The sequence below is a fragment of the Brevibacillus gelatini genome (genome assembly GCF_003710935.1).
GTDB lineage: Bacteria > Bacillota > Bacilli > Brevibacillales > Brevibacillaceae > Brevibacillus > Brevibacillus gelatini.
On record NZ_RHHS01000037.1, the window covers coordinates 55429 to 78329 of the forward strand.

The following is a 22901-nucleotide window of genomic DNA, read 5'->3' on the forward strand; positions in this document are numbered from 1 at the left end:
TTTCCCCTTCCCTACTCCATCTCCAGTTGCAGCGTGCTGCCTTTGCCCATCGGCTCTGCCGGGGTCACGACGAGACGGCGCGGCATGCGCACGCGTATTTCCGGGACGTGACTGATGACGCCAATCGTAAAATCGTCCATTCGCAGCCGCTCCAGCGCGTCCATGACGACCTCCAAAAGCTCCGGATCGAGCGTTCCAAAGCCTTCGTCCAAAAAGAAAAATTCCAGTCGGCCGCCGCGCATCTGTATCTCCATCGACAGGGCGAGCGCAAGCGCAAGCGAGGTCAAAAACGTTTCGCCGCCGGACAAGGTGCTGACCGGACGGCGCATCCCACCCGCACCTTCATCGCGCAGGACAAATTCGCCTTCGTCGCCGATTTCCAGTCCGTAGCGGTTCGCGGTCATCCGCTTCAAGTGATAGGAAGCATCCCGAGCGATGGAAACCAGTTTTTCCTCGGCGATGAACTGGACGAACGCCTTTGCTTCAAACAGCTTTTTCAGCTCTTCCAGACGGCTTTGCTCATCCTGCAGCTCGACGATTTGCTGGTGCAGCTCTTGCCACCTGCAATGGTTTTTCTCCATGCGCTCGACGTGCTCTTTGGCGACAGCGACTTGCTTCTGCGCCTCTGCAAAAGACTGCTCCCACGTCTCCCACGCATCTTTGGCGCTCAAAAGTTCCTCGTGCGAGATCGTACGGCCCGCGATGGCTTGCAGCAGCCTGTCTTCCTCGTAGCGAAGCTGCCCCAAGGCGCGTGTGTAAGCCTCGACCTGTTCCTTCGCCTGGGGCAATCGGTCGCGCTCCGCGTACGTTTCACGCACTTGCTCCAATGTGGCAAAGCCCGTCTCCTGCAGCCCCTGATACAAAGCCTCATGCGCCTCTGTGCGCTGTCTGGTCAAAACGGCCAGCGTCTCCGAATGCTTGACCAAATCGTTTTGGAGGGCCTGCCTTGCCTCTGCGGCTGCCTTGCGCTTCGCCTCTGCCTCTGTCAGCGACTGGCGCAGTGAGTTTAGCGTCTGCTCGATCTTAGCCAGCCCTTCCTGTGCAGGAATGCCGCCAGTCCGCTCCAGCCACTGGGCATGCTTTTGCTCCCACATCCGTTTTCGGTCGGCCATCTTTTCACCGAGCGCGGATTCTCGCGATTTCCAATCGGCTTTTCTGGATTTGGCAGCTTCTACTTGGATCACTAGCTGGCTGCGCAAAGCTTCCTGCTCGGCGCGCACGTGCTCCAGCTCTGCCAGCTTTCTGTCCAGACGACCGATTTCCTCGTAGCGCTGTTCGATTTCCTCGATCGCCATCTCCTGGCGTACCGCATCCAGCTCTTCGCCTGCCTGCTTCGCCGCTGCTACAGCAACAGCAACGCGGGCGATGCTCTCATCCAACACCTTCTGCGCATGTTCGAGCAGCAGGGCGCTTTTTTCCATCATCCGCTTCTTCTCGACTTCTTCCTCGCGCAGCACTTCCAACTGTTTTTGCAAAAGCTCCCGTTCTTCCCTGGCCTGCTCGCGCTCGGCGTGCCTTTCCGCCAGCTCCTTTTCCTCGCGCTGGTAGACAGCGATCAGCTCTTCAAACGTCTCTACCGTCCAAGGCTGTCCATATCCGTGACACTCTGCCTTGACGGCGGCGAGCCGCGCTTCCAGCTCTCTGTACTCGGCCTTCGCTGCGGCTGCTCTCTCTTCGGCAGCAGCCAGCGTCCCTTTGGCCGTCACCCACGCTTCTTTCGCCTGCGCTGTCTTTTGTTCGGCTGCCTTCACGGCTTCTTCGCACGCTTTGATCCGGGCGCGCAGGTCGTCGCCCGCCGCTTTTGCTTCTCCGTCTGCCGGATGAGCTTGACCGTCCAGCGGATGATGCAGCGAGCCGCACACCGGGCATTCCTTGCCTTCTTCCAGCCGCTCGCGCAAGTAGCGAGCCATGTTTTCCTGCTGCCAGCGCTCCCACTCCTGACGCAGCCCTTCGCGGTCGGCCAGCTGTGCAAGAGCCTCGGCTTCGCACGCCTGAACCGCCTCGGTTAGCTCCTGGTAACGCTTCGCCGCTTGCTTTTGCTCCTGTTCGATCTGCTGCCGCTTTTCCTGCCAGCTAGCAATCGCCGTCAAGCCTTCGCGCCACTTGCGGCCCACCTGTTTCATTTCCGCCAGCACATGGCGCGACCGCTCCCATTCCTCGTCGCTCATGAGTGGTTTCTCCAACGCTTTTGCCAGCCGTTCTTTCTGCTCGGCCAACCGATTTGCGGACTGTTCCCACTCGCGCTTGTCCACACTGGCTCTCTCCGTCGCCGCTTGCAGACGAGTTACAGCCTCTGCCTGCTCCGCTTCCAGCTCGTGCAGCTTCTTTTTTTCCCGCTCCCACTGCTGCTTCGCTTCCCGCGCCCGCGCGACGCGATCTCGCCACTCCGGAGTCACCATCGCCTGCCTGCTCTCTTCCGCAAGCCTGTTCCACTCCTGCTCCCACGTTTGCAAGGCTCTTTCGTCCCGCTCAAGCTGCGCCTCTGTCTGCACCAGCCCAAGCGATACTTCCTGCCATTCGCGCGCAAGCACAGACTGCTCTTCGCGAATCGCTTTCAGCTCCGCTTCCCATTCCTCCGCCTGGACGAGTCGTCCTTTTTGCTGGATCAACTGCGGCTCCTGCGCCGTCAGCTCTGCCTGTGCCCGCGCGTACTCCGCTTCTGCTGCTTCCAGGGCAAGCCGTGCTGCCTCCTGCTGACTCCTGCTTTGCTCCAGTGCCTGTCCGGTCACTGTCCATTCCTGATCGAGCCGCTCGTATTGCTGCACCAGCGGCCACAGGCGAATGCTCGCTTCCCACTCGCGGATGCTGCTGGTGAGCCGGGCGATTTCTTCCTCCTTCGCTGTCTGCTCTTGCAACTGCTGCTGAACTTGCGCCAGCTCCTGCTGCCACTGGGCAAGCTGCTCCAGCTCCTTGAGCTTTTCAGCCAACTCCTGCTTTTGCCGGGTGAGTGCCTGCTCCATTTGCGCCGCTTCCTGAAAAGTCTGGCGCGCCAGCTCCAGCGCTTCCGGTCCCGCCTCTCCCAGTGCCGCCGTCTCCAATTGCAGGCGGTGCATCTGCTCCTTTGTCTGGTCGAGAGCATGCCGCACCCGTTCGCTCAGCTTTTCCCCATAAATATGTAGCCGGAACATCCGCTGCAGCATCTCGTTGCGCTCACTGCCGCGAAGTGTCAAAAAGCGGGAAAACTGCCCCTGCGGCAAAACAACTGCGCGGGTAAAATCCTGCAAGGTCAGGCCAATCAGTTTCTCAATCGCCGCAGTAGCAGCCGTCGCCTTCGATTCCAGCACGACATCCGGCTCTCCGGTCAACGCGCCGGACTGGATCAGTCGCACCTCCGGCTGGCGTTTGTTTCCTTTTTTATCCAGACCGAATTCCCGCTCAATCGTATACCGCTTGCGCTCATCGCCTGTGCCCAGCTCGAACGTAAAGGAGACGAAGACGCGCTGCTCCAGCTGATTCAGCACTTCCTTGGGATGGTTCCCGCCGCCGAGCCGGACGACCTGTCCGTACAGCGCCAGTGTGATCGCATCCAGTATGGTCGATTTCCCGCTGCCTGTCGGTCCGAAAATGCCAAACAGTCCTGCCTGGCACAACATTTCAAAGTCAACCTCTTGCATTTCCCGATAGCTGTGCATCCCTGCCAGCTTCAAGCGAATCGGTCTCACGCTTCCTCCCCCTCTCCCCCGGTTTCCGCCAGCAGCCGCTGAAACAGGGCAACGAGCCGCTCATCCGGCGCCGCTCCCTTTTTGCGCTCATAAAATCTGCGAAACAACTGATCCGATGTCAACTCGGTCAATTCCACCCGCTGCGCTTCTTCCTCGTCGCGCTCTTCGCGAATGACGACGCGCTGGATTTTCACAAAGTCGTCCGACAGCTTGCGCACACGCTGAAACTCTGCCGGGTCGATCACATCCGTCACATGCAGCTCCAGATCGATCCAGGAGCCTGCGTCCCGCCCTTCCGCAAGCCAGCGCTCAACCTGGGCGATTCCTTCTGTCGCCTTCCAGCGCGCCAACGGACGGCCGCTCGTCAAATAAATAATCTCCTCCCGCACGTCATGCCCCGGCTCCACTTCGACCAGCACGACCGCCTTGCTCTGTCCCGCTTCGGAAAAGCTGTACGAGAGCGGCGAGCCGCTGTAGCGCACGAGCGGCTTGTCGCTGAGCTTTTGCAGGCGATGCAGGTGGCCGAGCGCCACGTAGTCGGCGTTTTTCGGAAAAGCCTGCGGAGACACCGTCAAAGCGCCGCCAATCTGAATCGGCCGTTCCGAATCCGTCTCCATGCCCCCCATCACAAACAGATGGCTCGTAATCAGGTTCACGGTATCCTCGCGAAAATGAACGGACAAATCTGCCAACAGCCGCGCGATCCGTTCCGAAAAGGCGAGCTGCATTTCCTCCTGCGTAAAACTCTCGCTGAGCAGCTCCTTCAGCCGCGATTCGGAAGGGTACGGCAAGGCCAGCACCACCGCATGGTGCTCGCAGCCCGGCACTTTCATTTCCAGCCAGGAGGGCCCTCCCTGGACGACCTGTACCCTGTCCGGGGACGGCGTCTGTGCGATCAACGGCGCTTCCTTCGGCAAGCCGAGCAACACAATTCCGTGCTTGGCCGCAAGCGGCGATGCTGCCCTGACCCGCTCCGGCTGGTCGTGGTTGCCCGCAATCACGATAACCCCCCGCCGCCCTTCCGCAGACAAGCGTTCCAGCGCCTCGTAAAAAAGTTCCTCCGCCCACGCCGGCGGGTTTACAGAATCGTACACATCTCCTGCCACCAGCACCAAATCCACTTCCCGCTCCTCCGCGATCCGGCAGAGCTCGTCCACAAATGCCGTCTGCTCCGCCCGGCGGTCGCGGCCTTCGAGCTGCCGCCCGAAATGCCAGTCGGCCGTATGTAAAATGCGCATGACTCCCATCCTCTCCACGATCATGTGTTTGCTTTTTATTGTAACAAAAGACAGAGCGGTGCGTGGTTGAAATTTACGGTACTTGTCGGTAACTTTTGCGCTCTGGTTGACCCCAACAATTAAAGTGGCTTACGCTGATTGCGGAGAAAATAAAGAATCTGCTAAAACAAGAGGTACTGTATACGGATGGGACAATTTTAGGAGAGGTAAAGGGGCTGCTAAGCACATGCGGGGGTAAATATGATGAAGATTAATTAATGCAACACTAGCGGTCAGCGAAATAGGTTCTTTTCGACAATGAGAGTGTGGTATTCTCCCATTGGTTATGTACACCGTAGAAAAACTGCACAAGGAAAGAGACGTGCAGGGAGCCAGTCTCCATTCGGATTAAGACTTCCAATACACGTCCCGGCAGTAAAACAAGCAGCTCTAAGAAATGGTTATAAAAAAATCTGGTCTGCAATAGCAATATCTTCATCCAATGAATCTTCAGGTAGATATAGTTGATAGCCTGTAAGGATGAAAAGTATTTTCATGCATTTTATCTCCTACTCATTAACTCTCGATATTAAAATTGAAGCTCCATACCATCAAATGCAAAAAAAACATTCTCCGGCAATTGTTTACTCATAATGTCGGCATTAATGTCATGCGATAGATGTGTCAAAACCATTTTTGTAGGTTTTAAAATTTCTTTAATTTCAAAAGCTTCCGTTACACTATAAACTGAGCGTTTATCCTTTTGGGTCTTTTCCTCCCAATAAGATGTACCAAGTATCAATGTGTCAAGGTTCAGAAAATAACTAAGTTGTTCTTCAGTCATATTAAATGAATCCGACACATATGCCCATCTATAGTCCTTTTTAGAAAAGACCAAGCCGTAAGAATATCCATTATGCCCATGGTTTACTTTTACAAATTGAATGTACCACTCTCCTAATGTGAACTCTTTACATCCAAAAAACTTTATTGAGTCTCTATTAGCCAAATATGGATAACGCTGAACGAGTTGGCTGATAACTTCGGGGGAGCCCACAATTCTAGAATTCACCTTATTCCAGAAGCATAGATCTGCATAATCTCCCAATCCTGCAATATGGTCATTATGTGCATGAGTGAACAGCACCGTATCTGGGATTAGTCCATGATTATGATGCATTATGTATTGTTGTTTAAAGTCGGGTGAAACATCAAGTAAAGCTGTTTTATTGTCATATGAAATAAGAACACTCGGGCGTCTTCTCCAATTATATCCATCATCGACGGTACAAACTTGACAGTTACAGTTGATCCGAGGTACACCTTGTGCATCACTTGTACCCAAAAATTTAATTATCAATTGAACCAACCCTCAATCTTCGACATTCAATTATTTTCTGTGTAATATATTACTATAAAAAACTAAATATGTAAAAAACTTCTGCGACTAACCAATTAGCTATAATGAATCAGTACGGGTCAGAAGTAAATGTCAAAGACCCCAGCTAGTAGTTAGATGAGAGTTTTTCATCCAACGATTAAAACTGTGAACTCTCAGTCAGCTATTACTGTAAGCGCAACATGCACAAAGCCGCACCCCCTGCACAAAAGCGGGAGTGCGGCCTTTTCAAGCGCGAATCACTGTCTCTATCTCTGTTTTCTATTTTCTCAACTTGCCAGCCTGCGGCGACTTGTGCGCCTGCAAGCACATGTAGCTGATAACGCCAAAAAGAATGGTAATAATCATCGAGTGCAGCAGCGTAGCATACAGGTGAAGCTTGAATAAAACCACGAATCCGCCGCTGAACACCTGCAGGATGACGAGCACGAAAGCGAGAATGCTTGCGCTGTACAGATCGCGGCGCTTTTCCTTGAAGTGGCGCATCGCGTAAATCATCGTGCCGAGCAGCAAAAATACCAGAACCAACGCGCCCAGCCTGTGGGCAAAATGAATGCCTGTCTGACCGGAGAGCTGCGGAATCAGCTGCCCCTGGCACAACGGCCAGTCGCTGCACCCCATGCTCGATCCGGTATGCCGGACGTACGCTCCGAGATAGACCACCCCGTAAGTATACGCCGCCACGAGCCAGATCCAATTGCGAAAGCCCCGCGAAGCCGTATCCTGGACCATGCTCGCCATCTTGTCCCGCTGCAGCACGAACCCGGTCAACAGAAACACACCGGTAAAAGCCAGCAGGGAGAAGCCGAAGTGCAGAGCCAGCACGGAAGACGATTGCGGCCAGATGACCGCAGAAGCACCAAGGATGGACTCCAGAACGATAAAAAACAGACCGAACAGGGCGAGATTGCGCACTTCCCGGTTACCCCGATAGTGGCGCCAGCACAGCACGGAGAAAAGAACCACGACGATGCCGGCTACGCCTGTAATCAGGCGGTGCATGTACTCAATAATTGAAGCCAAGGTATACTCCGGGACCCATTTGCCATTACAGAGCGGCCAGTCGTTTCCACAGCCCAGACCGGAATCTGTTTTGGTCACAAGCGACCCGGCGAACATGACGATAAACATGACGAGAGTAGCAAGAACGGCTAGAGGTTTCAGCCATTTTTCCATAGTGAATACACCCTGTTTCCTGTGATGTTTGAGACTCTCGGTAAAGCAGCCTCTTAACTGTTGCCCTCTCTAACATTAATGAAACATCCCCTGCCAAGCAAGGGATGTTCCGTGAACATTTGGTGAGTGTTTCGTGTCAATAATGGTTCACCATTGTGCTGATAACGATGACGGCACAAAAGATGGTCAAATACAGAATCGAATAGCCGAACAGCTTGCGTGCCCAGGCGAGATCGTCTTTGGCCTTGAAGCCCTGGAACAGCAGCACCATGTACACGATGCCCATCAAGCCCATGACAATCAGGTAGACGTAGCCTACACTGCCATGGATAAAGAGCAAAAGCGAAGCCGGGAACAGGACAGAGCCCCACAACACCATCTGCCGCTTCGTTTCGGCAAAACCTTTCACGACTGGCAGCATCGGCAGATTGCCAGCGCGGTATTCTTCTGTTTTCAGCATCGCCAGCGCGAGGAAGTGCGGCGGCTGCCACAGGAACAAAATCAGGAACAGCAGCCATGCCGCCGGGTCCATGCTGTTCGTTACGGCTACCCAGCCGATGACTGGCGGAGCCGCACCGGAGATTCCGCCTACGACGGTGTTCAAGGTGGTCACACGCTTGAGCGGCGTGTAAATCAATACGTAGAAAATATGACCAATCAGTCCCCAGACAGCAGCCAGCGGATTCGCGAATACCGCCAGCACGGCCAAACCTGCGAGCAGCAAGCCAATTCCCAGAACAATCGCAACGCGTGGAGAGATCCGCCCGGCTGCGAGCGCGCGTCCTCTGGTCCGCTTCATTTTTTTGTCCAGATCGCGGTCATAGTAGTTGTTTAACGTCGCACCCGACATAATCACCAAAGCAGTACCGAGCATGGTAAAAATCGCCAGTTTCCAGTCTGGATAACCGTAAGATGCCAGCCATAAAGCAGCGAAGGTGGTCATCAGGTTGGACATGGTAATTCCAGGCTTTGTCAGTTCTACGTAGTCCCGAAAAGTTGCCGGTTCTCCCGGTTGTGCCTGCAGGGGCGTCTCACTATCAAGCGATTCCTGCATTGTCACTTGCTGGTCCACGTTTTGTACCTCCTGTCTGAATCTATCTGAACGTGTGAATTTCAATTGAAAGAACTAACTTTCATTGTATCGAAAGCAAAAGAAGCTAGTCAACTTGAAAAGCGCACACCCTACTTGCCAAAAATTACGTCCAGAACTCCGGCTGTTTCGCCGCCTGGATAAATGATGTAGAGCAAGGTATACACCGTAACTCCTGTAATGGCAGTAACAAACCAGACGATCGACGTCCACGGCCCGATTTTTCGATGGGCGGCAATGTTGTTCTTGTAGGCGTGTCTGAGCGTCACCAGCCCCATTACTCCCCCAACTGTAGCCAGCACGATGTGAAAGACCAAAAACGTCTGGTAGATCGGCTTCAAGCTGTCAGGTCCACCAAAATGCGTGTTTCCGACAAAAGCCGTTCTGGATACATACGTGATGAAGAAGATCGTTGCACAGATGGCAGCCCACTTCATGATCTTCATATGTTTGTCAATTTGTTTCTTCGCGACCGCATACCAGCCACAAGCGACAAGAATACCGCTGATGACGATAAACGATGTGCTTATCGTAGGCAGCAAGATGGACATTTCTACACCTCATTCAAATAATCTATCTATTTTCTATGCCCTGCCTTCTTCCGTTGGCGGCGATTTCATCAGCAGACTGGCCGGCTGCTCATCCATCGGCAGGTCGTCCTGCTTCTCCTGCTTATACCAGTGGTAGAAGACATAGGCGAGTACAGAGCCGTACACAAGCTCCTGCATCAGCTTCATGATGATTCCGCCAAGCCGCTGGTCGCTGAAGGTGCTGAGGCTCGGGAACAGCTGCGGAGCCGAAATGTACGTCGCATACAACGGATCGGACGCAAAAATAATCAGCGCACAGGCAGGCGTAATCAGCACGCCGTTGATGAAGATGTACGCCAGCTTTTTCAATCCGGCAAGCTGTCTCTTGCTGTCGGACAGCGGGCTGACAATCGGCCACCACATGGCAAAGGCAGCCAGGATCAAAACAACATGGTAGGCCGTCATCCATTGATGATGAAGGGCCGCCGCGTCAAAAATAAACGGGATGTGGTAAAACGAAAACAGCGTATTGAACACAAGCGCTGCCACCAACGGATGAGTAAAGAATCGCAGCATTGCCTTGAGCGGTCTTGGCTGAAAGATTTTTTCCAAAAGCCACTCAGGCATCGCCAAAAGTACGATGGGAGGCAGGGCAAAATATAGGATCGATTGCTGCAGCATGTGCAAGCTGAACAAGTAATGATGGCCGTAATAGCTGATCGGGCTCCCTTGTGCTGCGTAAAACAGCAGCAGGGCAAAAACAAACAGCAGCTTTTGCCTCGTGGTTGCCATCGTGGCATTTTCAAAACGTTTATGCATGGGACCTGTCACCAGGAAATATACCGTAGCGATAAGCAGAGTGAATAGCATCACATCGGGACTCCACAAATCTGAAAAGGATGCCGTCCCGTTCATGGCTGACAGCTCGTGTTGATGCTGACCCATTCAAATCCTCCCTTCCTAATAGTAAAGCCTGGGGCTTCGCTACGTCAGTCGTTGCGGGACATCGCTCTATTAAGGGTGCCCTCTATACAATTTCCATTATACCGTTGATTCTCTTCTCTTTGATAATAAAAATGAACAAAGTATTGACAAATGCGCTGGCAAAAAAAGAGACCAGATTCTCTCTGGTCCCTTTGAAAAAGCTCGTTTGGCCTATATTCCGAAAGAAACAAATTTCGTTTCCAGATACTCATCCATGCCGTAGCGGCCGCCTTCGCGGCCGATGCCGCTTTCCTTGAATCCGCCAAACGGCGCTTGCGTCTGGGTCGGTGCGCCGTCATTGATGCCGACAATCCCGTACTCCAGCTGCTCTGCCATCCGGAAGCAGCGCTGGTTGTCACGTGTGTACACGTAGGCAGCCAGACCGTAGCGCGTGTTGTTCGCTTGGCGCACCACTTCTGCTTCGTCTGTGAAGCGAACGAGCGGAACGACAGGTCCAAACGTTTCTTCCTGCGAAATCTTCATCGCTTCTGTCACGCCTGTGATGACTGTCGGTTCGCAATAGAAGCCGTTCGCGTATTCGCCCTCGGTCAGGCGGCTGCCGCCGTAGACGACCTGTCCGCCTTTTTCCTTGGCGTCTGCAATATGCTCCAGCACTTTGTTCAGCGCGCGCTCGTTCACCAGCGGACCGATTTCCGTCTCTTTGAGGCGTCCGTCCCCTACTTTTGCCCGTTTCAGGCGCTCGACCAGCTTTTCGGTAAAGGCATCTGCCACATCCTCGTGGACGTACAGACGGTTGGTACAAATGCACATTTGCCCGGAGTTGCGGAACTTGCTCTCAAACAGCCCTTTTACCGCCGCATCCAGGTCCGCGTCCGGGAACACGATGAACGGCGCATGTCCGCCCAGCTCCATGCTGACGCGCTTCACCTGCTTCGCTGCGCCCTCCATCAGCAGCTTGCCGACGCGAGTGGAGCCTGTAAAGCCAATTTTGCTCAGCTTTGGATTTTCGATAAATTCCTGGCCAATCAATTCCGGCTTGCCGATGACGAGGTTGACGACGCCTTTCGGGAAGCCGGCTTGCTCGATCAGCTCAAACAGCCGAATTGCAGACAGCGGGGTTGCCTCTGCCGGCTTCAGCACGACTGTGCAGCCTGCTGCCAGTGCCGGAGCGATTTTGCGGGCGACCATGTTCACCGGGAAGTTCCATGGCGTAATCGCCCCGACCACGCCTACCGGCTGACGGAGCACCATGATCCGCTTGTTTGGCACGGACGAAGGAATCGTCTCCCCGTAGACACGCTTCGCTTCTTCCGCGTACCAGACAAAATTGTCCGCTGCTCCCAGCACTTCGCCTTTTGCCTCGCCCAGCGGCTTGCCCATCTCGGCAGAAATGATGCCAGCCAGCTCGTCGCGGCTCTTTTTAACCAGTTCGGACAAGGTGTACAAGTATTTGGAGCGCTCGCGGGCAGTCAGGCGGGACCAGCTCCCGAACGCTTCATGCGCAGCTTCAATCGCTTTTTTGGCATCGCGGTCATCCCCAAAAGCGGCGCTGCCCACGACTTCGCCAGTAGCCGGATTGACGATCTGAATCGTTTCCCCGCTCTCGGCGGAAACCCATTCTCCATTGATATACATTTGTTTGTACTCTCCCAAGACTATCGCTCCTCTCAATCTCTTTTCAATAGATTGGCTTTAAGGCCTCAAACGGATTTTTGCAATGCCGGCAGTACAAAATGCTGCGGCATGCAGCGGGGCCAAACAAGTTGTCAATCTGTGTATACGGGGAATCGCAGTAAGGACAGGCTACCTCCCAGATATCTCCCGGTTTGAAATCGATTGGCGGCGGGGCAATGCCAAAGCTTTTCAGCTTGCCTCTCGCCTCTGGCGCGATGCGATCAGACGTCCAGGCAGGGTCGTAGACAAACTGAACCTCGACTTTGCTGATGCCCTCCACCTCTGTCAGTTTTTCAGCGATGTTCTTTTTCATGATCTCAAGCGCGGGACAGCCGACGAAGGTAGGGAGCACGTCGACATGCGCGACACCATCCTCTACCCGCACCTGGTGGATCATCCCCATCTCTACCATGCTTATGACCGGAATCTCCGGATCAGTCACCTGTTGCAGCAGTTCCCAGCATGTCGCTTCCAGTCCATCGTGTACGTGCATTCCTTCCTGCGCCATGCAGATCACCCCTTTTACCAGCTCGCAGCCGGGTCGATGCGATACACTTCCGACAAGGTAGCCAGAGCCTGTACAAGCTCAGCCGTATGCTGGCCATGGCGGCCGCGCTCCGCTGGTACTCCAGGCTCTCCCGGCCAGACAAGTCCCACTTTTTCGAAATTTTCCTGCGCAAGTGTGAGCCACTTCTGTTTCAGCTCGTCCTCGGCAGCAATCAAGCCGTAGCGGGCGATGCTGTCGGCGTTCGGGCCAAGCTGGCTAAGCTCTCCCGCATCCTTCCAAACTTTTTCAATCGCCGCTTCCAGCCTTTGCCGCGCTTCAGGCGTGCTGTTCGCAAGCTGTTTCAGCCATACTTGCCAGTGCATCAGATGGTAGCGATGCTCCGTCAGCATTTTGCGGCTGACCAGTGTAAGCGGCACGTAGGAGGATTGGAGCAAAGCCTCCAGGCGCACTTGCTTGTGCAAGCCGTACACGTAGCTGCGGACGATTGCATACGCCCAGTCGTAGTGAGGATCGTTGTTGTAGTCGCCTTCCCCGTTTTTGCGCTCGACCAGAATCGCATTGCGGAACGCATCTGCGGCGCGAAGCTGCGCGAGGTCGTCTGCCTTGCCCACGCCAAGCTGCTCCAGCATTTCGTAAAACATCACGGCATGGCCCATCATATCCTGCGACATGGAAGAAAACGCGACGTCCTCTTCGATATGCGGGGCAAGCCCGAGCCATTCCGAGCCCCGGTAGGCGAGAATGAAATCGTCGTCAGCCAGTTGGAACAACAGGTCAGTCAAGGCTTGCGTGTATTCGTGGTTTTGCTTTGCCGCTTCTACTGTTTCTACCCGTGAAAAGTCGCCCATGATTGTATCCCCCCTGCTTAGCTGCCACTTTCTGCTTGCTTTTGTTTTGCTTCGTACTGCTCCCGATGATAGCGCCATCTCGCCTGCAAATCCCCGTAGCCTTTCGTCTCCCGGTAGCTCTTGTTGTCGATCCGCTCCAGAAACGGGCGTTCCTCCGGCGACAAGCTGTAAATGTCATCCCGCTTGACCACCCAGATATTAAAACAACTCTCTCGGCGCAGGAAGTTCTCTCGCGCCATCGCCAGGGCCACTTCCTTGTTCGGAGCCAGGAGGCTGAACTGGTGGACAAACGAAGCGTTTACGCTTTTTTGGCTGAATACCTCATAGATGAAAAAGTTGTTATTGGCTTCTGTCTCTTTGTTCATATCCATTCACCTACCCTACGTGGCGGCCGTACGCCATGATCGCGTCGCGCACCCATTTTGTTTCTGTATACGATGTTTCCCGAAGGTTCAGACGATGAGCAGAGCGAGGGCCGTTGCCTTTGACGATCTCTTTGAACGCTTCCCAGTCAGGCTGCTGGTACACCCACTGATCTTTTGCTTCGTCGAAGTAGATCGTATCGTCCGGAACGGTGAAGCCCAGGTGGAAAATGCGCGGCAAATACTTTTTCAAAAATGCCTGCCGCAGCTCTTCGTTGGTCTGCGTGCGAATCTTGTAGCGCATGTTGGTCGATTGGTTGCTCGTGATCGTGCCGTTCTCCGGCGGTCCGAAAAACATCAGCAGCGATGGCCACCAGCGCGTAATCGCTTCCTGCAGCATCTTACGCTGTTCCTCCGTACCTTCTGCCAGCTCCAGAACGATGCTCTCGCCATGCTGCGCATGGAATTTTTCCTCGGCACAGATGCGGTGCAAAGCCCGCGCATACGGCGCATACGATGTATCGAGCGACATGGATTGCGTAATGATCGCGGCTCCGTCGACCAGCCAGCCGATCACCCCGGCATCTGCCCATGTCGGCGCTTCCATGTGAAATACATTGTGAAATTTCAGTCTTTTCGCAAACAAATCTTGCATCAAGTCTTCGCGCGTCTTGCCGAGCGGTGCAAGCAAATCTTCTGCTACGCGCAGCAAAAGCTGTCCGTGCCCCATCTCGTCCTGCACCTTGGCCATGATCGCCAGCTTGCGGCGCAATGTCGGTGCCTTTGGAACCCATTCCTTTTCCGGCAAAGCGCCCATGATCTCACTGATCCCGTGCATCGAAATCAGCTTAATCAGTTGGTTCCGGTAATCGTCCGGCATCCAGTCGTCCGCTTCGATCTTTTCCCCACGATCGATTCTCGCTAAAAACGCTTCCATTTTTTCGTTTTCCGTCAGATTCGAACGTTCCAACTGTGTTTGCATGGAGAAAACCTCCTTTAACTTGTTGTCCATTATGATAAAATTATGCTACGTTTTTATAACGTAATAATAACATAACGTCATACGTTTTTGCAATACGCTTCCGGCCGAACCCGCTTATTCCTATTCCTGCCGCCCGGATAGCACGGCTGCCTTCTTCAGCTGCTCTGCCATTTGCCGCAGCTCCTGCATGACCGCATCCAGCTCCTGTATGCGCGTAGACTGATGCAGACTGTGATTCAGCGTCTTTTCCATCTCGGCAGACACCGTACCGACGAGAGCGTTCATCTCATCCAAAATGCGAAAAATATCCTTTGCCGACATCGAAGTCGTATGCGACAACTGGCGAATCTCCTCAGCCACGACGGAAAATCCTCGCCCTGCCGCTCCGGCCCGCGCAGCTTCCAGCACGGCATTCAGGCCGAGCACGTTGGAACGGGTGGAAATGTTGCGAATCAGCTTGTTGATTTGCGTCGTCTCTGCGATTTTCACTTCCATCTGGCTGGCTGCGTCGCTCAGGGTGTGGCTGGCCTGCGCCAGATGGTCTGCGTCTTTGGCCAGGCTTTCCGTATGCGCCGCAATGTTTTCCAGCGCTTCCGTCAAATTTTCCGCCAGGCTGCGCAAACGGTCTTCCTGGTCGGTAGTCACCCCTGTTGCCAGGCAGCCCACCACTTGTCCGTTTTCGACAATCGGATAGCCGACTGCTATATAGGGAATGCCGTAAATTTCTTTGGAGATTTTTTTCACGACCCGCTTGTTTTCGGCGATGGCTGTTGCATTGATGCTGCCGGGGCGCAGCGGGTCGCCTATTTTGATCCCCAGATTCAGCCCCTTTGCCGGATAGTAGGCGAGAAACTTTTCCCGGTCCGTAACCCCGACCATGCAATCAAACAAAAACGCTTTTTGCAAAATGGGTGCGACCGCAAGCAAGCTGTTTAAGAGCTGAGACATCATCTATCCCTCCTCGCCGGGGGACGAAAACGGCTATTCCCCCCGCAACTGTCACATCTGCGGAAAGAACAGCCATCGTCGCCTACTGTTTCATCAATTTTGTTATTTCAAAATCTGGAACTTGCCATCTTTCACTTCGACCATAATCATGCTGTCTTCCGTCAAGCCGTTGTGATCGTCAGCAGAGAAAGTAAACTCCCCTGTAACACCCACGTACTTCACTTTTTCCAAAACTTCACCGAGCTTGGAAGCATCGCCGCCCGCCTGCTTCAAGCCTTCCACGAGCAGGTTCAAGCCGTCGTAGCCGTATCCGGCAAAGCCGTCCGGCAGCTCGTTGTACGCAGCCTTGTAGCCTTCCGAGAATTTTTTGATGATAGCCGCTTGCGGATCGTTCGCATCGATCTGATCTGGCACCAGCAGCTTGCCCGCTACCATCAGGACGCCTTCGCCCGCATCGCCAACCAGCTCAAGAAACTTGCTGTTCGCCGAACCGTGGCTGCTGATGATCGGAATGCCAAGGTTCAACTGCTTCGCTTCTTTTACAATCGTCGCCGGGCCAGGGTTGGTACCTGCCACGATCAGCACCTGTGCATCCGTGCCCTTGATCTTGGTCAACTGGGAGCTCATGGACGGGTCCTTCGTGCCGTACTTCTCTTCGGCCACAACAGTAATGCCGTACTCCGGCGCATACTTTTTCAGTTGGGTTGTCCAGCCGCTTCCGTACGGGTTGCTGTCGTTGAGCATGGCGATTTTCGTAATGCCTTTTTCTTTCAGATATTTAAACACGCGCTTTGTGCCATGCACATCGGTATGCGGTGTTTTGAAAATGCCCGCACGCACAGGGTTGGTAATCTGGTCGGCTGCTGCCATCGAGATCAGCGGCAGCTTCTCGGCTGCGGCAAACTCCGCCATCCCCAGGGAAGGACCGGTGCCTGATGAACCGAGCATAGCGACTACTTTTTCTTTGGAAACAAGCTTTTTGATCGCTTTGACCGCTTCGGTGTTATCCGACTTGTCGTCTTCGAACACCACTTCCAGCGGACGGCCGTCCACACCGCCGGCTCCGTTGATTTCCTTGACCAGCAGCTCAACCGCCTGCTTTTCCGGTACACCGAGCGGGCTGTTCGGGCCAGTCAGGGAGAAAATCGCCCCTACCTTGATCGGTTCTTTGCTCTCTGCCCCTGTCGCTGCAGGCTGCTCGCCGCCGGATGGCTGCGCTTGCTGCCCGCCGCCACAGGCGCTGAGCATGACAAGAGAAGCAATCGCAACCGGATACAGCCACTTGCTGACGATTCGTTTTTTCATCGTAAAGCCCCCTTCGATTTTCTGTCTTCTTTATAATGTCAAACCGCTTTGTGGGAATGACCCAAATAAGCGGATTGCACTCGCGGATCGTTGCTGATCTCTTCGGCGGTACCTTCCAGCATGACCTCTCCCGTACTCAGGACGTAGGCCCTGTCGGAGATGGCCAGCGCAGCGCGAGCGTTTTGCTCGACCAGCAACACCGTCGTGCCCCATTGGGAGCGAATCTCCTGCACAATCGTCAAAATTTCCTTGGCAATCAGCGGAGCGAGGCCAAGCGACGGCTCGTCCAGCAGCAAAAGCTGCGGTCTGGATAAAAGCGCCCGGCCAATCGCGAGCATTTGCTGCTGCCCCCCTGAAAGCGTTCCCCCTAGTTGCCACTTCCGCTCCGCCAGGATCGGAAAGCGCTCGTAAACTGTCTGCATTTCTTTGGCGATTTCTTTTTTGCTCGTCTTCGGCATGCGATGAGAAGCGCCGAGCCACAAGTTGTCCTCTACGGTCAGCGTGGAAAAAATTTGCCTGCGCTCCGGCACGTGCGCCATCCCGCGCGGCACCACAAGCTCGGCCGGAATCCCCGTAATGTCTGTGTCGCGGAACCAGATTTTCCCTTGCTTTGCGCTGTGCAGTCCGCAGATGCAGTTCAGCAGCGTCGTTTTGCCTGCGCCGTTTGCGCCGAGCAGCGAGACGATCTCCCCTTCGTTGACCTGCATTGTAATGCCGTGCAGCACTTCTACGGGACCGTAGCGAGCCGTGATGTTGTCCACTTTCAAAATCGCTTTCTCCATCTGTCTTCCCCCTACTCTTCTTCCGTTCCCAAATAGGCCGCAATGACGCGCGGGTTCTCCTGGATTTCACGCGGGGTTCCTTCCGCAATTTTCGTCCCCTGATCGAGGACGACGATGCGGTCTGCAATCGTCATAATCATGTCCATGTCATGCTCTACCAGCAAAATCGCCGTGCCGCTGTCGCGAATATCGCAAAACATCCGGCTCATCTCCGCTGTCTCTGTATGGTTCAAGCCTGCTGCCGGCTCGTCGAGCAAAAGCAGCTTCGGCTCCGCGACCATCGCTCTCGCAATCTCCATCAGTCTCAGCTTTCCGTACGGCAGGCTTCCCGCGAGCTGCCGGGATTCCGACGCCAGCCCGACAAGTCCGAGCCAGGCGTGCGCTTTTTGTTCCATCATTTTTTCTTCTCTTTTCGCGCTGCCCAGGCTCATGCCGCACGCGAACAGGCTTGCGCGCGTCTTCGTATGCATCCCCACCATGACGTTTTCCAGTACGGTCATATCGTCAAATGTCTGGAGGTTTTGAAAGGTACGGGTAATTCCCATTCCGGCGTATTCGTAGCCGGGTACCCGCGCCATCGGCCTGCCCTGGAAGCGAATCTCGCCTTCGGAGGGCGGAATGACACCCGACACCATGTTCAGCACGGTGCTTTTCCCCGCGCCGTTCGGGCCGATCAGCGCCAGAATCTCGCCTTCCTGCACCTGAAAATTCACCTGGTTGACTGCTCGTACCCCGCCAAAGTCGCGGGACAGCTCTTGCACTTCCAGCAAAGTAGTCATGTTGCCGCCTTCCTTTCTACCCGCTCGCCAGACTGCGTCTTCGCGGCTGTTTCTTTTGCCTTTTTGGCCTGCGCTTTTTCATAGGCGGAACGGATACGCGGCACAAGCCCCTCCGGCATAAACATGACGATCAAAACGAGAATGCCGCCGAAGACAATCGTATCGACGTCGCCTTGCAAGCCTGGAATGACTTCGCTGAGCAGAATCAATCCTTCGCTGATAAAACCGATCAGCACAGTACCGATCAACGCGCCCCAAATGCTGGTCATCCCCCCGATGACGACCATCGTGAGAAACTTGATCGATTCGTGCAGTCCGAACGGCTGCGGATCGAGAATTCCCATGTAGTGGGCGTACAGGCCTCCGGAAATTCCGGCGAACATCCCGCTGACCACGAAGGCGTTCAGCTTGAACTTGCGCACGTCAACGCCCATCGAGGTAGCGGCAATCTCGCTTTTGTGAATCGCCCGAAAAGCTCTGCCGACCCGCGAATGCATGAGGTTGAGCGAAAACACCAGCACACAGGTGACAATCGCCCAGATCAGATAGTACATGGACAGCTCGCTGTCGCCGAAGAACGGCACCTGCGGAATGCTAATCATCCCGCTTGCCCCGCCAGTAACGGGCTCCCATTCGGTAATGCCAATCTGGACGATATAGCCGAAAGCCAAGGTCGCCATGGCGAGATAGTAGCCTTGCAGTCCGGCGATTGCCCTGCCGAGAAGGAAAGCGAACAAGCCGGGAACGATTGCCGAGGCGACGAGGCCGACAAACGGCGACAGCCCGTACTTCGTCGTCAGGACAGCGGACGTGTAAGCGCCGAGTCCCCAGAAGGCTGCTTGTCCGAGCGAAATCTGTCCGGCAAGCCCCATCAACAGGCACAGCCCGATGGTCACGATGGCATGCAGCCCGATAATAATCCCGACCGAGCGGTAATACTCATCCGGCATCACGAACGGGAACACAATCATCAAGGCCAGATAAATGCCGATGCCTTTTCCCCATTTCTCCAACAACTGCTTCATCTACAGCCCTCCTTTTCCTACACTGCGTTCTCCAAAGAGGCCGGATGGCTTCACCAGCAGCATGCCAATCAAGACGAGAAACGCAATTGCGTCCTTCATGCCGGAGCTGACGTATCCTGCTCCGAGCGACTCGACGATCCCGAGCAAAAAGGCGGCAACCGCTGCGCCGAGCGGATTGCCCAAACCGCCCAGAATGGCTGCGGAAAATCCTTTGATTCCGAGCAGCACACCGATGTCGTAGGAGGTCACGTTAAGCGGCGCAATCACGATCCCTGCAATCGCTCCGGTGGCCCCGCTGATGGCAAAGGCGAGCATGCTCATCTTCGTGGGAGAAATCCCCATCAGGCGCGCCGCCATCGGATTGATCGAACAGGCGTTGATTTTTTTCCCTAAAATCGTCTTTTCCATCAAGTACCAGAGAAGCAACAAAACGATAAGGACAGCAGCCAAAATCCACACGCTTTGCGTCGCGATCGTCACACCGCCGAATGAGATTGGCTCGTTTGTTGTGATCGGTGCGAGCGAAAAAGCGTCCTTTCCCCAAATAAAGCTGGCGATACCTCGTATCAAGGTGGAAATGCCAATTGTCAAAATTATCAAACTAATCGGATTAGCTTTTTTCACATACGCGATAATATACTTCTGCATGATGATACCGATTACTGTCACTGCCAAGATGGCGAGCAGCGCTGCAAGTCCGTACGGCAGATTCATCCCGATCAAGGCAACTGTCACCATGCCGCCCAGCATCAAAAATTCTCCCTGTGCGAGATTGATGACCTTGCTCACATTGTAAATCGTGATGAATCCGACCGCGACAATCGCATAAATACCGCCACTGACCAGGCCGTTTGCGACATACTGTAACAGTTCCGTCATATTCGTGCTGTACCCCCTTTGTTTCGCGTCCAACCCTACCTACCATCTAAAACGCTTACATTTTACAAATTGGAAAACATATTGCAGAAGAAATGCCCTAGCAGGTCACTAGGGCGCTTTCTTCGTAGCAATCGCTTAAAGGACGGGTGCAGCTTCATACACCGTCTCGAAGAATCGAACTGCCCCTGGATTCAAAAGTTTATAGTAGTTTTGGAACAATTGATCGGCTTCTTTGCCTAGCCACAGCGCTGGCAGCAGTTCTTGCGGCAGGTCCGGGTCGATAAACAAAAATTTGCGGTACTCGTGGACAAGCTTGGTCTTTTCCACAAAGCAATGGCTGTCCGCAACTCCCTCGCCGCTATGAATCTTCGCCGACAGCTGCTCGAACTGCTCGCGGTACGTGTCGATGAATTCCTTGTACTTCGCGTTGATCTCATCAATGTTCCAGCATTTTTGCACCAGTTGCTTGGGATCGCTCCAGCCCAGATGCTCTGCGCTGAAAATTTCCACGTGCTCTGTGATCCCGTGCGCCTCGGTCAGCTCTTTCACCCGGTCTGCCAGGTTGTTGGGGCTGATCCACGTGCTCGTCGTCAGCATCCCGAAGCCCATCCAGCCCAGTTCCTTGCGCAGTTGGTCCCGCAGAGCGCGGCGCTCCTCCGGTATGTTGTAGCTGGCAATGCACCACTTGCCGTCCCAAACATCTGTCTCGACTTTATAAATGCGGGCCGCTGCTTCCTCCAGCCGTTTTTTCCCACGCTCCGATACCGAGTAATAGCTTTTGTTGCCTACTTTTCTCGATTCCAGCCAGCCCTGGCGAAGCATCCGGGAGATCGCTGCGCGAACAGCAGGCTCGGACAGTCCGAACTCTCCCATGAGCCGTGTCAGACTACCGATCCAGATTTCGCTTCCGTAATGTCGGACATATTCTCCGTAGATCGTAAAAAGCATGGATTGTGGCTTCACGTTTTCTTCAACCCCCAGATCGATTCATACCTATTCGCTGTGAAATTGTACCATATTCTCTAGCAAGTGAGTGAACCGATCGAGAGTATGACGGTAAAATTATATTACGTTTTGGTAACGTAATTATATTAGAACATTTTGAAATAGTCAATTTATTCTGTACTATTTATTTTCCGCGCCAATCTCCGCTTGCAACGCCTCAAACCGTCGTCTGATTTCGTGCTTGTTGAAGATCGCCTGGGTAAACGTTCCGACCCCGACGCGATTGCGAGCGGTGTCCGCTGTCACCTCGCACACCACCCGTTTTTTTGTCACTTCCTGGCAAACAGCCCTGAACGTCACTGTCTGGCCGACTACTGCGGGTCCAACATGACGGATGTCCACAGCGAAGCCGGAGCCTTCCTCGTCCTCTTCCAAATAAGGCAAAATCACCTGGCGTCCTGCCCACTCCATGTAGTAGATCATGCTGACAGTCGACATGACCGGATGCACGACCTCGCCTTCAAACCTGGGCAGCATGTCTTCGGTGACGACCACCGTAAACTCGGCAGTCGTCCCCGGTTGCAGTCCTTCCTTCACGCACGTTCGCCTCCCGTCTCCCGCAAAAGCCTATACGCGCTCAATAATGGTGGCAATTCCCTGGCCCACCCCGATGCACATCGCAGCCAGGCCGTAACGGGCTTCACGGCGCTCCATCTCGTACAGCAGCGTCGTGAGGATACGCGCGCCGCTTGCCCCGAGCGGATGGCCCAGCGCAATCGCTCCGCCGTTGACGTTGACCAGGTCCGGGTTGACGCCCAGCTCGCGCACGCAGGCTACTGCCTGGGCGGCAAACGCTTCGTTGAATTCGAACAGTTCGATTTGTTCAAGTGTCAGGCCCGCCTGTTTCAGCACCTTGCGAGTTGCGGGAACAGGGCCAATGCCCATGACGGACGGATCGACCCCTGCCACTGCGGACGCGACGATGCGCGCACGCGGCTTCAACCCGGCTGCCAAAGCTGCCTCCTGCTCCATGACGAGCAGAGCGCTTGCCCCGTCATTCAAGCCGCTGGAATTGCCGGCAGTAACCGTGCCGTTTGCCTGAAAAGCGGGCTTCAGCTTTTGCAGTTGTTCCATCGTCGTCTCCGGACGCGGATGTTCGTCGCGGTCAAACAATGTCACATCCCCTTTGCGTCCTTTCAGTTCGACCGGAACGATCTCCTGCGCCCATTTTCCTTCTGCGAGGGCGCGGGCGTAGTTTTGCTGGCTGCGCAGCGCGAACTCATCCTGTGCTTCGCGGCTGATGCCGTACTGCTCCGCGACCTTCTCCGCCGTCTCCCCAAGGCTGATCGGCGGGTACAGCTCTTTCATTTTATCGTTGACCAGCCGCCAGCCGAGCGTTGTGTCGACCAGTTGCTGGTTTCCGCGCTGAAAAGCGTTCCCTGGCTTCATCATCACAAGCGGAGCGCGCGTCATGCTCTCCAGCCCGCCTGCGATGTACACCTGACCTGCGCCGGCCTTGATCGCATTGGCACTCTGATTGACAGCTTCCAGACCGGAGCCGCACAAGCGGTTGACCGTCACGCCCGGCACTTCGACAGGCACGCCCGCCAGCAGCAAAGACATGCGCGCCACATTGCGGTTGTCTTCGCCTGCCTGGTTGGCGCAGCCCATGATGACGTCATCTATCGTCTTGGGGTCTATGTCGTTTCGTTCCAGCAGCTTTTGAATGACCAATGCCCCCAGATCATCCGGGCGCACCTCTTTCAACGCACCGCCAATCCGTCCGATTGGCGTCCGCACAGCATCGATAATGACAGCGTTTTTCATCTTCCACTCCTCCAATGC

Annotated in this window: 21 protein-coding genes; all 21 read right to left on the minus strand. The window is 54.6% G+C overall.

Translation table 11 applies throughout. The features are described from left to right. Window positions 1-11: 11 nt before the first annotated feature. Window positions 12-3662 carry an AAA family ATPase gene (locus EDM57_RS15585; RefSeq protein WP_122905618.1) on the minus strand — a complete coding sequence of 1217 codons (3651 nt, stop codon included), beginning with the start codon at window positions 3660-3662 and terminating at the stop codon, window positions 12-14. Continuing rightward, window positions 3659-4900, minus strand: coding sequence for an exonuclease SbcCD subunit D (locus EDM57_RS15590; RefSeq protein ID WP_122905619.1), 1242 nt, complete (start codon window positions 4898-4900; stop codon window positions 3659-3661). The genes EDM57_RS15585 and EDM57_RS15590 overlap by 4 nt, the downstream gene beginning before the upstream one ends. Window positions 4901-5468: 568 nt before the next feature. Beyond that, entirely contained in the window at window positions 5469-6239 is a 771-nt protein-coding gene (locus EDM57_RS15595; protein ID WP_122905620.1) for an MBL fold metallo-hydrolase, read from the minus strand. Window positions 6240-6539: 300 nt separating this feature from the next. Beyond that, on the minus strand, window positions 6540-7454 hold the full coding sequence (locus EDM57_RS15600; protein ID WP_122905621.1) for a COX15/CtaA family protein: 915 nt from the start codon (window positions 7452-7454) through the stop codon (window positions 6540-6542). Between the two features lie 136 nt (window positions 7455-7590). Then, a complete protein-coding gene (gene cyoE / locus EDM57_RS15605) occupies window positions 7591-8526 on the minus strand; it encodes a heme o synthase (RefSeq protein WP_122905622.1) in 936 nt (311 codons plus the stop codon). Window positions 8527-8636: 110 nt separating this feature from the next. After that, complete coding sequence (locus tag EDM57_RS15610; protein ID WP_122905623.1) at window positions 8637-9095, minus strand: DUF420 domain-containing protein; 459 nt, start codon at window positions 9093-9095, stop codon at window positions 8637-8639. A gap of 33 nt (window positions 9096-9128) precedes the next feature. Continuing rightward, window positions 9129-10019, minus strand: coding sequence for a cytochrome c oxidase assembly protein (locus EDM57_RS15615; RefSeq protein ID WP_122905624.1), 891 nt, complete (start codon window positions 10017-10019; stop codon window positions 9129-9131). 210 nt (window positions 10020-10229) lie between these two features. Next, window positions 10230-11672 carry an NAD-dependent succinate-semialdehyde dehydrogenase gene (locus tag EDM57_RS15620; protein ID WP_122905625.1) on the minus strand — a complete coding sequence of 481 codons (1443 nt, stop codon included), beginning with the start codon at window positions 11670-11672 and terminating at the stop codon, window positions 10230-10232. A 25-nt stretch (window positions 11673-11697) separates the two neighbouring features. Continuing rightward, window positions 11698-12201 carry a 1,2-phenylacetyl-CoA epoxidase subunit PaaD gene (paaD, locus tag EDM57_RS15625; protein WP_122905626.1) on the minus strand — a complete coding sequence of 168 codons (504 nt, stop codon included), beginning with the start codon at window positions 12199-12201 and terminating at the stop codon, window positions 11698-11700. Between the two features lie 14 nt (window positions 12202-12215). Continuing rightward, complete coding sequence (gene paaC / locus EDM57_RS15630) at window positions 12216-13049, minus strand: 1,2-phenylacetyl-CoA epoxidase subunit PaaC (protein ID WP_122905627.1); 834 nt, start codon at window positions 13047-13049, stop codon at window positions 12216-12218. A 17-nt stretch (window positions 13050-13066) separates the two neighbouring features. Then, entirely contained in the window at window positions 13067-13414 is a 348-nt protein-coding gene (paaB, locus tag EDM57_RS15635) for a 1,2-phenylacetyl-CoA epoxidase subunit PaaB (protein ID WP_122905628.1), read from the minus strand. A gap of 10 nt (window positions 13415-13424) precedes the next feature. After that, window positions 13425-14393 (minus strand): 1,2-phenylacetyl-CoA epoxidase subunit PaaA, encoded by a 969-nt coding sequence (paaA, locus tag EDM57_RS15640; protein ID WP_122905629.1) that lies wholly within the window; start codon window positions 14391-14393, stop codon window positions 13425-13427. Between the two features lie 120 nt (window positions 14394-14513). Then, window positions 14514-15341 carry a methyl-accepting chemotaxis protein gene (locus EDM57_RS15645; RefSeq protein WP_122905630.1) on the minus strand — a complete coding sequence of 276 codons (828 nt, stop codon included), beginning with the start codon at window positions 15339-15341 and terminating at the stop codon, window positions 14514-14516. 102 nt (window positions 15342-15443) lie between these two features. Beyond that, window positions 15444-16646 (minus strand): ABC transporter substrate-binding protein, encoded by a 1203-nt coding sequence (locus tag EDM57_RS15650; protein WP_122905631.1) that lies wholly within the window; start codon window positions 16644-16646, stop codon window positions 15444-15446. Between the two features lie 38 nt (window positions 16647-16684). Further along, entirely contained in the window at window positions 16685-17428 is a 744-nt protein-coding gene (locus EDM57_RS15655) for an ABC transporter ATP-binding protein (RefSeq protein ID WP_122905632.1), read from the minus strand. 11 nt (window positions 17429-17439) lie between these two features. Continuing rightward, window positions 17440-18207: an ABC transporter ATP-binding protein gene (locus EDM57_RS15660; RefSeq protein ID WP_122905633.1), complete on the minus strand. Its 768-nt coding sequence runs from the start codon at window positions 18205-18207 to the stop codon at window positions 17440-17442. Further along, entirely contained in the window at window positions 18204-19232 is a 1029-nt protein-coding gene (locus EDM57_RS15665) for a branched-chain amino acid ABC transporter permease (RefSeq protein WP_122905634.1), read from the minus strand. The genes EDM57_RS15660 and EDM57_RS15665 overlap by 4 nt, the downstream gene beginning before the upstream one ends. Further along, complete coding sequence (locus tag EDM57_RS15670) at window positions 19233-20111, minus strand: branched-chain amino acid ABC transporter permease (RefSeq protein WP_122905635.1); 879 nt, start codon at window positions 20109-20111, stop codon at window positions 19233-19235. Window positions 20112-20246: 135 nt separating this feature from the next. Then, the gene (gene paaX / locus EDM57_RS15675) at window positions 20247-21074 is read right to left on the minus strand and encodes a phenylacetic acid degradation operon negative regulatory protein PaaX (RefSeq protein ID WP_122905636.1); all 828 of its coding nucleotides are present in this window, start codon (window positions 21072-21074) and stop codon (window positions 20247-20249) included. A 162-nt stretch (window positions 21075-21236) separates the two neighbouring features. After that, a complete protein-coding gene (locus tag EDM57_RS15680) occupies window positions 21237-21653 on the minus strand; it encodes a thioesterase family protein (protein ID WP_122905637.1) in 417 nt (138 codons plus the stop codon). Window positions 21654-21683: 30 nt separating this feature from the next. Further along, window positions 21684-22883, minus strand: a complete 1200-nt coding sequence (locus tag EDM57_RS15685; RefSeq protein ID WP_122905638.1) for a thiolase family protein — start codon at window positions 22881-22883, stop codon at window positions 21684-21686. Between the last annotated feature and the right edge of the window lie 18 nt (window positions 22884-22901).